Below are 9,942 nucleotides of genomic sequence, written 5' to 3'. Positions count from 1 at the left end.
GCTTTGTTCAGGTTGTTTTGAACAGTCAGCGAAGCGATGTTGGTGTTAACGGTCAACGACATGACGAATCCCTCGGGGGTGGCTGTTTATTAGGTGCTCTGGCTTGGGCTGTGCCGGGTTTGGCCTAGAGAACCTTTGTAATGGTTATCGTCGTGGACTCGGTTTGCTTGAGGGGAAAGGTATATACCATTCGTCGGGCGATTGACGCCGCTTTGATGGCGCATGCCATGCACAGCCGTGTGGTTCAGCCCTGATAGCAGGCAATATTGGCCCAGCAGCGCGCCACGGCTTAAAAGTGAAGTACCAGTTGGCGTTCGTAGCCCACCTGGGCACGGTGCCCTGGCCCGCAATCGACCCAACCCTGCGCCTTATAAAGCCCCAACGCGGCATGATTGGAGGGCGCCACCGACAGCGTCAGGCGGTCGATCTCAGGCCATAGCCCGCGCGCCGCCTGGGGCAGCGCTTGCAAGCAGGCCTTGCCTAAACCTTGGCCCTGGTAGCGGTGGTCCACTTGCAGAGACATCACCAAGGCGCTGCTGGGCGCCGCCCAGCCAGGCAGGCAGGGCGCGCGCATTAGCAACAAAAAGCCCCGTGGCTGTTGGCCGTGCATTAACGCCCAACCGCTGACCGCGTGGCTAGGGCCGGCCTGTAGCGTATACAGTGCCGAGTCGATGCTGCCACAGGCTTTAAGCTGCTCGGGCCTGACGTGCAGCTCGCGCAGCGTGGCTACCTGCTGGGTGGACAATGAGGTATAGGGCACCAGCGCAGGGTTCATAGGCGGTCACCAAGGCAACATCATGGGCATCATACGCAACGGTACCGGGTGGCGCCTCTCAAGCAGAACCAGAGGAAGGGTTGATGCACTGACCCACGAGCACAGTAAGGGGCTCAGAGCTTTTGCGTGCCTCGGCACTCTGGGAAGCGGGAACAGCCCCAGAAGGCAGCCCCTGGCGTAGCACCCCCTCTGGCGGTACGCAGGCGCATGGGTTCGCCGCATTCAGGGCAGCTAGGGATATTGACCGCTGTGCCACGGCGCTTGAATTGCGCGACATGAGCACGGTGCGTCGCCCGGTTAGGGGCTAGTCGATGTTGCTGTAGCGCTTGTGCCAAGGCGTTCGCCTGAGCCTGGGTAAACAGCGGCGTGCGTATGTTTTTGATGTAGCGCACGAAGGCCCCGCCCCGCATCACGTTGGCTGGCAGTTCGCCCTTGAGCCGGGCAGAGCCGGTGAACACCACCAGCGAGTGCAGCTGTTCCGGGGCTACGCCAAGCACGGCCTCCAAGGCTTTGAGGTGCTTGTAGTTCTGCCGTAAGGGGTTTTGGAACTCAAAACGCTTTTGGCCGAAGGCCTGGGTCCATCGGGGCTGGCGTTCGCTGCCCTGGATGACCCCGCGCATATGCTTGGTTTCCACCACGAATACTCCATAGACAGATACGAACACATGGTCGATCTGAGTCGTGCCCGCCGGCGTGCGCAAGGTGACGTTATGGAACGCCTGATAGGTATCGCCCGATAGCCCACGCCACGCGCGCAGCTTGACCAGTAGCTCGCCAAGGTGGCCACGGGCCCAGGCGGTTTTAGACAGACCATGCAGTAGCCAGGCGGCGACCAGCCAAACCCCGGGGACGATCAAAGGGTAAAACACGTGAATGGGGGCGTACACAGGTGCAACCAGAAATGGGAGCAGCTTGATATCACGCCGCCGCCGTCGTCGCAATGCACGCTCGTCGGCGCGCAGGGCGTCTAGCACAGCGCTTTGCAGGGTTCAGGCTTAAGCGGGATCGAACCACCTTCGCCCAGGCAGGTCGATGAATCAGTACCCTTCGACTGAATGAGGTTCCCATGTCAGCCAATGGCGGCGCCAAAGGCCAGACGAGCAAGCCCGCCCGGGCCGCAGACCTTGGGTTGGATCTGGCCCAGGGCGCGGAAGAGGCCCTGTTCGGCTGGTTTCTGGCCAGTTATCTGTTCGGCAAACGCATTTCTCAACGTATCGCCGCCCGCACGTGGGCGGTGATCTATCGGCAGCATGGCTGTACCAGCGTGGCTAAGTTGCAACGCTGTTCCCACGGCAGGTTGGTGAGCATGCTTAACGAAGGGCATTACAGCCGTTATGACGAATCCACGGCAACCCGGCTGCAAGAGGTATGCAAGGTGTTGCAGGCTTCTTGCGAGGGCAGCCTGGTGACGTTGGCAGCGACCTGTGGCGGCCGTGCTGCCTTCGACCAACACTTGCTGGCGCTCAAGGGGGTAGGGCCAAAAACCTTGGAGATCTTTATGCGCGAGGCAGCGCCTGTGCTATTCCCTGCGCAGGCTTAGTGGCCTGGGTATTGGCGGTCAGGCACCTTTGGTCGCGTCACAGCGGTAGAGCACCGAAAGGTCTTTGCGTTTTTCATTCATGGCCGTGGCCTTCTCGCTGCATTGTTGCACGCGTTTATCTTCGCGCACGAACGTCTCGGCGGCCCAAACGAACTGGGGCGGCATGCAAGTGGTATGAGCTTCACTGGTGCAGAACACGGCGTTGAGGAACAGCGCAGGCAGGGTCATTGCACGAACTCCAGGCGAACTACCGCGCCGTGCTGGCGCGTCATCCAAAGTGACCTGTGGAATGTTCTAGAGGTTCAGTGCGGTCATTTATGGCACCTAAGATCTGTGACGTACTTCAAATGTCGAGCAACCGCCAGGCTTGTCATAGGCAATCGCGGCATCATGAAAAGGCGTGGGTTGGGCTTGGGAACCTGCATTAGGATCCAGCTGACCAAGGCCTGAACCTCGGCTGATCCAGGGTTGTGATGGAATGATTCAGGTGGTATCTGTCTTTCACCAAGCGTTTATGTCGTCGGAGGCTATCCTGAATACAACGGGCAGGCAGTTCATTGAGGCCCACAAGGAAGAGGTGCGATGACCACACGGACGCGTTCCAATTTCTACCCCACTGCCTTGGTCACCTTGGTGATCGGGCTTGTGCTGTCTGCCAGTTGTGCTTGGCTGGTCGCGCGCGCCAATGAAGCGCGGGTGCGGCTTGCCGTGGAAGATATTGTTCAGGACACCACCGATGCGGTTTTTAACCGCGTCCAGTTGTATCAGTATGGTCTGCGCGGTGTGCGCGGTGCTGTGCTGACGGCAGGGGAAGGCAACCTCACCCGTGAGCTGTTCCGGCGCTATTCGGAATCCCGCGATGTGGCCGTTGAGTTTCCGGGCGCGCGGGGCTTTGGCTTCGTGCGCCGAATCCCGGCCGAAAATGAGCCAGCCTTCCTTGCCAAGGCCCGAGCCGAAGCCGGACAGGGGTTTTCCATCAATAGCCTCGGCCCCCACAACGGCGATAAATGGATCATTCAGTACATTGAACCGAACCAGGGTAACCGCAGCGCTGTAGGTTTTGATATCGCCTCCGAACCCCATCGGCGCAAGGCCTTGCAGGAAGCGATAGATACGGGTGAGGTGCGGCTTACCCAGCCCATTACCTTGATGCAGGCGCAGTCCAAGCCACAGCAATCGTTCTTGATGCTGATGCCGGTGTACCGCACACCCAAAACCCCTGACACGGTGGAGGAGCGCCGTCGCCAGGCCGTAGGGTTGAGCTACGCGCCGCTGCTGATGAGCGAGGTGTTGCAGGGGCTGCGCATCGATAGCCAGTTGCTCAACGTACGCCTGTCCGATCTTTCTGAGGGCCAAGCGCTGCCGCTGACCTTTTTCGACAACCATGGCGCGGACATGTCGCCGCCTGGGTTATACCCTCAGCGCTTCGAGCGGATGATGTTTGGCCGCCAGTGGTGCTTTGAATTCAGCGTGACTCGCGCCTTCGTTGCCCGCCAAGGCGTGGTCCCCCCGGTGTACCTATGGCTTGGCGGGCTCGCTCTGAGCCTGGTACTGGCCGGCTTTGCCGGCGCCATTGCGGTGAGCCGGGCCCAGCGGCGGGAAATCGCCCATGCGCGGATGGAGTTGGGCGCCATTGTTGAAAGCGCCTCGGACGCCATTATCGGTAAGACATTGGACGGCATGATCAGCAGTTGGAACCGGGGCGCCGAGCAGCTCTTTGGCTATAGCGCCCGCGAGGCCATCGGCAGGCCTATCACGCAGTTGATCGTGCCACCGGAGCGCTTCGACGAAGAGGGCCTGATGCTGGATAAAATCGCCCATGGGGATCAGCTAACGCACTTTGAGACCGTGCGGCTGCACAAAACCGGCCAACGTATTCAAGTGGCGATCACCCCTTCGCCGGTGCGCAATGTCAACGGCACAGTGGTCGGGGCCTCGGTCACGGCGCGCGACATTACCTTGCAAAAAGCCCAAACCGAACGTATCGAAGTTCAGAACGAAGCGCTCAAGGAGCAGGTACACGAGAGCCAGGCCACGACTCAGGCGATTCTGGACACGGTAATCGACCCGGTACTCAGTATCAGTGAAAGCGGCACGGTACTGTCCTTCAACCCTGCCAGCACCCGTGTGTTCGGCTATGAAGCCGATGAAATCATTGGCCAGCACGTGACCCGCCTGATTCCTCAACACCATTGGCCCGCGTACGAGCAATTCGTGACCCGTACCCTGGAGCTGGCCGCGCCCTCTACCCGCAGCCAGGAGATCCATGGCTTGCGCAAGGATGGCAGCGTATTCCCCACCCGTATATCGGTAGGGATGAAATACAGCGGCGAGGCGCGGGTGTTCGTGTGTGTGGTGACGGACATCACCCCCGAAATCAAGCAGCGCAATGAGCTGCTGGCCGCCCGGGACCACCTGCTGCTGGCGGCAGACGCGGCGGAACTGGGTATTTGGAGTTACAACCTGGCCGACGGCTCGCTCAGCTGGAACGCCCGCATGTATGAATTGTATGGCCTTACCCCCTCTCAGCCGGAGCGGCTGCATTACGAGGATTGGCTACGCTGCCTGTACCCAGACGACGTAGCCCGTTGTAATGCGGTGATGAACGGGATGCTGGAGCGCCATGAGCAATACTCGATGACCTTCCGAGTGCTGGTGCCCAGCGGGCAGATCCGCCATATCCAGGCAGGTGGCCGAATCGAACTGGACGCTGATGGCAAGCCCTTGCGGGTCACCGGAATCAACCGGGACATCACCCTGCAACAGGAAATCGAAGCCACCCTGCGCCAGGCCAAGTTCAGCGCCGACCAGGCCAGCGCGGCCAAGTCGGCCTTCCTGGCCAACATGAGCCATGAAATTCGAACGCCCCTCAACGCCGTACTGGGTATGTTGCAGTTGACTCAGCGCACCGAGTTGGACGCTCAGCAGCGCGATTATGTGGCCAAGGCGCGCCAGGCTGCGCGTTCGTTACTGGAGCTGCTCAATGACATTCTGGATTACTCCAAGATAGAAGCCGGCAAGCTGAAGTTAGACAGCCATGCCTTTGAGCTGGATGAACTGCTTGCGGAGCTGGCGGTGATCATTGCCGGCAACCAAGGGGGCAAGGACGTGGAGGCGGTATTCGACATCGATCCCGCTGTGCCCTCGATGCTGGTGGGCGATTCCCTGCGCCTGAAACAGGTACTGGTCAACCTTGTCGGTAACGCGTTGAAGTTCACCCTGACCGGCGAGGTAGTGGTCAAGCTTGAGGTGATACAGCGGGGCGAGGGCACCGTCATCCTCAGGTTCAGCGTTAGCGACAGCGGTATTGGCATCAGTAGTGATCAGCGTGAGCGCATCTTCGAAGGCTTCAATCAGGCGGAAACCTCCACGTCCCGACGCTTTGGCGGTACCGGCCTGGGCTTGGTCATCAGTAACCGCCTGCTGATGCTGATGGGCGGCGAGCTGCACCTGGACAGTGAGGTGGATGTAGGCAGCCGGTTCTGGTTCGATATGCCCCTGCGCGTGCAGGATGGCGGAGAGGTACCCTTGCCGTTGCCGGGCCGTCGCCTGCCGCTGCGCCTGTTGGTAGTGGACGATAACCCGACCAGCGCCGATGTACTGTCGCGGACCGTGCAGGCCCTGGGGTGGACGGTGCAGTTGGCGTTTTCAGGCAAGGAGGCCCTTGAGCGCATACGGCGAGTGGTCGGCACGGCGGCGCCCTATGATGTGGTGCTGATGGACTGGCGTATGGCTGACCTGGACGGCGTGGCCACGGCCAGGTTGATTCAAGAAGCACTGCCCAGGGGGCAGGCCCCCCATATGATCATGGTAACGGCCTATGCCGACCAATTGGCATTACTGGAACCCTCGCCCCATAAAGCGTTGTTTGCCACTACCCTGAGCAAGCCGGTAACGCCGCGCCAGCTGCGCGATTGTATATTGGGCGTAGTCGAAGGCCGGCCCATGACGCCACCGCCAGCACCGGAGCGTCAACCCAAGCGCTTGGCAGGCCTGCATGTGCTGGTGGTGGAGGACAACGCCGTGAATCGCCAGGTCGCCAGTGGCCTGTTGCACCTGGAAGGCGCTAACGTGACCTTGGCGGGCAATGGTTTCGAAGCGATCGCTGCGCTTAACGATGCGCCCAATACCTACGACGCGGTATTGATGGATGTGCAAATGCCAGAAATGGACGGGCTTGAAGCCACCCGGCGCATTCGCCTGGACGGGCGCTTCAATGGCTTGCCGATCATCGCCATGACAGCCAATGCCTCGGTGGAAGACCGCCAAGCCTGCCTGGCCGCTGGCATGGACGATCACATCAGCAAGCCGGTGGAACTGGCCGGCTTGGTCAAGTGCATCAATGACTGGGTAGGGCGGGGCCGTGCAGAACCGCCTGCCGTGGTTGCCGTGCCTGTGGAAGACGGCCTGCTCGAAGCCTGGAGCGCTGTCACCGGCCGCTTTGGTGGAGACCTGGAGCTGCTACGCAATGTGCTGGAAATCTTTGCCACCGATACCCGTGACCTGCTCAAGCGCCTAGAAGACCTCGCGCCGACTGGCGATCGCGCGGCGGCTCGGGCGATCTTCCACGCCATCAAGGGCAGCGCCGCTAATATCGGCGCCAAGGCTTTGTCCATGCGGGCAGGCAAGTTGGAGTCGACGCTTGAGCGGGACGACGTACTGACCGTACAGGCCGTGGCAACGGGTGAAGCGGCCAGGGAGCTTATGGCGCTGCTGATCGCCAGCGAAGCCCAGTTGCAGGCACGTTTGGCCTAGGCCCATTCGTCCCGGCCAGGGCACCAATGTAGGCCGGGGGCCTCAAAGGTTGCACACCTTGAAGGAGACAATGACCATGGCTACCGACCGCACTAACGACTTGACCGGAAAACATGATGTCCCGGGCTTCGACGAAGACTCTCCGGATTTGAAAGACCCTATGATAGACCCGACAGAGCCGGCCAAGCCCCCCGTGGGCAAGGTGGACAAGTCCAATAAACGGGGCGAGGGAAATAGCTACCCGCCCTATGATGGCGGGCCAGAATAACCGTGACACTGCCTGTGGGAGCCAGCAAAGCTGGCGAACAAAGCTGGCGAACAGGGGGTTTTTCGCCAGCTTTGGTGGCTCTTACAATCAAGGCTGCGCGGGGGCATCCTTGGCAGTAACGGTAGTTTCTTCCTGCAGCAGCTCTATTTCCTCTCCCGCCCCCATGCTTTTGTACTGCTTGCGAATGGTCTTGAGCTGGCGAGCATCCAAATCGTCCAGGTTTACCACTGCCATGCGGGCCTCTTTGGTCGCACGTAGCAGTTCGTCGATCTTGATGTGCAATACATCGTTGTCACGGTTTTGGGTATTCTGAATCACGAACACCATCAGGAAGGTGATGATGGTAGTCGAGGTATTGATGATCAGCTGCCAAGTATCGTTGTAGTGGAACCAGGGCCCGGTCAATGCCCAGGCCACTATCAGTACCAACGCGGTGGCAAAGGCTTTGGGGCTGCCGGCCTTTTTTGCTAGCGCTTGAGAAAAGCTTGAAAACGTCATGCGAATTACCTTGTTGTTTCCTAAGGTAAAAGACAACGGCCAGGGCTTATCGGCTTCAGCCACGCCATGAAAAATCATTCAGCCGCCCGTTTTATAGCGCGCTTTTTACTGGCTGCGGGCCGCCGGGTGCTGCCTCCTTTACGTTTTTTACCCCAGGCCGGCGCTGGTGCCTGACCATGAATCACAACATTCAGCCCCCGGCAGCGTTCGATCAGCTTGCTCATCCAGGTCGATTGGCGCAAGAGGAAATCCTCCAGTGACATCTCACCGCTTTGCACCATGTCCAGGGCCTGCTCCCAAATGGCCGTGGTGCCTGGGTCGGTAATGGCGCGCGGTACCGCATCCACCAGGCTGCAACCGGCTGGCGAGGCATTGAGCGCCTTGCCCACCTTTAACAGGTAGCCCCGGTCCAGCAAGCCCTGAATGATGCCCGCCCGGGTAGCTTCAGTGCCGATGCCAGTGGTTTCCTTCAGCTTCTGCTTGAGCTTTGGATCTTCCACCAGCCGGGCGACGTTTTTCATGGCGCTGATCAAGTCCCCTTCGGTAAAGGGCTTAGGGGGCTGTGTCCAGTTATCCTTAAGCTGCACGCCGCGCACCGGGCAAGGGTCGCCCTTGCTCAATGCCGGTAGTGGTTGTGGGGGCTCGCGCCCTGGCTGAGCCGCCAGCGCCTCGGGCAGGGCGCGCTTCCAGCCTGGCTCCAGTACCTGTTTTCCAGTGGCCTGGAGTGTTTCGCCCGCACAGTCAAAGGTGGCGCGGGTGCGGTCATAACTGTGATCGGGCAGGAATTGCGCCAGGTAACGGGCGCGCACCAGTTCGTACACGGCTTTGTGCTTGGGCGGCAACTTGGCGAGGTGTGGCGCGGCTGCCGTGGGAATAATGCCGTGGTGAGCAGAGACCTTGGCGTCGTTCCAGGCCCGAGAGCGGCGGCTGGCATCCAGGTGAGGCGCCAGTGTGCCCAGGCTAGGGTCGGCGCCTTTGAGATTGGCCAGTATGGCCTTGGCCTCGCCATGTTGGCTCAAAGGCAGGTACCCGCAGTCGCTGCGGGGGTAGGTGATGGCTTTATAGGTCTCGTACAGCGCCTGGGCAATGTCCAGGGTTTCTTGCGCGCCCAGGCCCAGCCTGCGTGAGCACACCTGCTGCAAGGTGCCCAGGTCGAATGGCAAGGGCGCGCCTTCCTTCACCCGCTCGGTGCGTATATCGCGAACCTCAGCGGTGCTTGCGGTGGCCATTTTTGTTGCGGCCGCCGCGGCAATGGGTTGTTGAACGCAGCGGCCCTCCTCGTCGCAGGCCACCTTGGGCGCCTGCCATTGAGCGATAAAGGGCTGCGCGGCGCGCCCCTCATGGGCGGCCACCAGGCGCACGTCGACCCCCCACCAGGGCACCGGCTGGAAGGCGGCGATGCTGCGGTCCCTGTCCACCACCAGCCGCAGGGTAGGGGTTTGCACTCGGCCGACCGGCAGCACGCCTTGATAACCGGAGCGGCGCCCCAACAGGGTAAACAGACGGCTCATGTTCATGCCAATCAGCCAGTCCGCCCGTGACCGGCCCAGGGCGCAATGGTACAGGCTGAAGGTAGATTCGCCCGGGCGAAGGGCATTCAAGGCCTTGCGGATAGAGGCGTCGTCCAGCGCCGACAGCCATAGCCGCTGAACCGGCCCGCGATACCGACAATGGTCCAGCAGCTCCCGAGCGATCATCTCCCCTTCACGGTCGGCGTCGGTGGCGATCACCACTTCCGAGGCCTGGCCCAACAGGCGTTTCACGGCTTTAAACTGGCTGGCAGTCTTGGGCTTGACCTGCATCCGCCATTGGGTAGGAACGATGGGCAGGTGATCCAGGCTCCATTGCTTGTAACGCGGGTCGTAAGCATCCGGCGGGGCGGTTTCGAGCAAATGACCGATGCACCAGCTTACCGTGACGCCGGCCCCTACGAGGCAGCCATCGCCCCTGCCACGCGCGCCCAGTACCTTGGCGATATCCCGCGCTTGAGAAGGTTTTTCACAGAGAAACAGCCGCATTGCATTCACCCATTGCCAGACCCGGCAAGAATGGCCGGGGCAGGGCAAGGATGCAAGGGTTTATCTGGATAGATATACAGCTAAATAC

The 9,942-nt window shown here is 60.7% G+C and carries 8 protein-coding genes; 3 read left to right on the top strand and 5 right to left on the bottom strand.

The window, feature by feature from the left end:
• Positions 1 to 289 precede the first annotated feature (289 nt).
• Positions 290 to 775, bottom strand: coding sequence for a GNAT family N-acetyltransferase (locus tag ACWKV4_RS18395; RefSeq protein WP_483833542.1), 486 nt, complete (start codon positions 773 to 775; stop codon positions 290 to 292).
• Positions 776 to 888: 113 nt separating this feature from the next.
• Positions 889 to 1,749, bottom strand: coding sequence for a nuclease-related domain-containing protein (locus ACWKV4_RS18390; RefSeq protein WP_483833541.1), 861 nt, complete (start codon positions 1,747 to 1,749; stop codon positions 889 to 891).
• A gap of 92 nt (positions 1,750 to 1,841) precedes the next feature.
• Here ACWKV4_RS18390 and ACWKV4_RS18385 point away from each other — a divergent pair, with 92 nt between their 5' ends.
• Positions 1,842 to 2,315 (top strand): DNA methylase, encoded by a 474-nt coding sequence (locus ACWKV4_RS18385; protein ID WP_483833540.1) that lies wholly within the window; start codon positions 1,842 to 1,844, stop codon positions 2,313 to 2,315.
• Positions 2,316 to 2,333: 18 nt separating this feature from the next.
• Here ACWKV4_RS18385 and ACWKV4_RS18380 read toward each other — a convergent pair whose 3' ends face one another.
• A complete protein-coding gene (locus ACWKV4_RS18380) occupies positions 2,334 to 2,543 on the bottom strand; it encodes a hypothetical protein (RefSeq protein ID WP_483833539.1) in 210 nt (69 codons plus the stop codon).
• Positions 2,544 to 2,897: 354 nt separating this feature from the next.
• On the opposite strand from ACWKV4_RS18380, the gene ACWKV4_RS18375 reads away from it, so the two are divergent.
• Positions 2,898 to 7,070, top strand: a complete 4,173-nt coding sequence (locus tag ACWKV4_RS18375) for a PAS domain S-box protein (RefSeq protein ID WP_483833538.1) — start codon at positions 2,898 to 2,900, stop codon at positions 7,068 to 7,070.
• Positions 7,071 to 7,146: 76 nt separating this feature from the next.
• Positions 7,147 to 7,338 carry a DUF6021 family protein gene (locus ACWKV4_RS18370; RefSeq protein WP_483833537.1) on the top strand — a complete coding sequence of 64 codons (192 nt, stop codon included), beginning with the start codon at positions 7,147 to 7,149 and terminating at the stop codon, positions 7,336 to 7,338.
• Between the two features lie 87 nt (positions 7,339 to 7,425).
• Here ACWKV4_RS18370 and ACWKV4_RS18365 read toward each other — a convergent pair whose 3' ends face one another.
• Positions 7,426 to 7,836, bottom strand: a complete 411-nt coding sequence (locus ACWKV4_RS18365) for a low affinity iron permease family protein (RefSeq protein ID WP_483833536.1) — start codon at positions 7,834 to 7,836, stop codon at positions 7,426 to 7,428.
• A gap of 74 nt (positions 7,837 to 7,910) precedes the next feature.
• Positions 7,911 to 9,854 (bottom strand): DNA topoisomerase III, encoded by a 1,944-nt coding sequence (locus ACWKV4_RS18360; protein ID WP_483833535.1) that lies wholly within the window; start codon positions 9,852 to 9,854, stop codon positions 7,911 to 7,913.
• Positions 9,855 to 9,942 lie beyond the last annotated feature (88 nt).

The sequence above is a fragment of the Pseudomonas artemisiae genome, from assembly GCF_057128685.1.
The sequence above is the reverse complement of the archived record's forward strand: the minus strand, read 5'-3'. Positions and strand labels throughout refer to the sequence as shown.

Bases quoted from the DNA above. Each gene is read 5' to 3' on its own strand.
- ACWKV4_RS18365 (WP_483833536.1), bottom strand. From the start codon at position 7,836: ATGACGTTTTCAAGCTTTTCTCAAGCGCTAGCAAAAAAGGCCGGCAGC.
- ACWKV4_RS18380 (WP_483833539.1), bottom strand. From the start codon at position 2,543: ATGACCCTGCCTGCGCTGTTCCTCAACGCCGTGTTCTGCACCAGTGAA.
- ACWKV4_RS18375 (WP_483833538.1), top strand. From the start codon at position 2,898: ATGACCACACGGACGCGTTCCAATTTCTACCCCACTGCCTTGGTCACC.
- ACWKV4_RS18385 (WP_483833540.1), top strand. From the start codon at position 1,842: ATGTCAGCCAATGGCGGCGCCAAAGGCCAGACGAGCAAGCCCGCCCGG.
- ACWKV4_RS18360 (WP_483833535.1), bottom strand. From the start codon at position 9,854: ATGCGGCTGTTTCTCTGTGAAAAACCTTCTCAAGCGCGGGATATCGCC.
- ACWKV4_RS18395 (WP_483833542.1), bottom strand. From the start codon at position 775: ATGAACCCTGCGCTGGTGCCCTATACCTCATTGTCCACCCAGCAGGTA.
- ACWKV4_RS18370 (WP_483833537.1), top strand. From the start codon at position 7,147: ATGGCTACCGACCGCACTAACGACTTGACCGGAAAACATGATGTCCCG.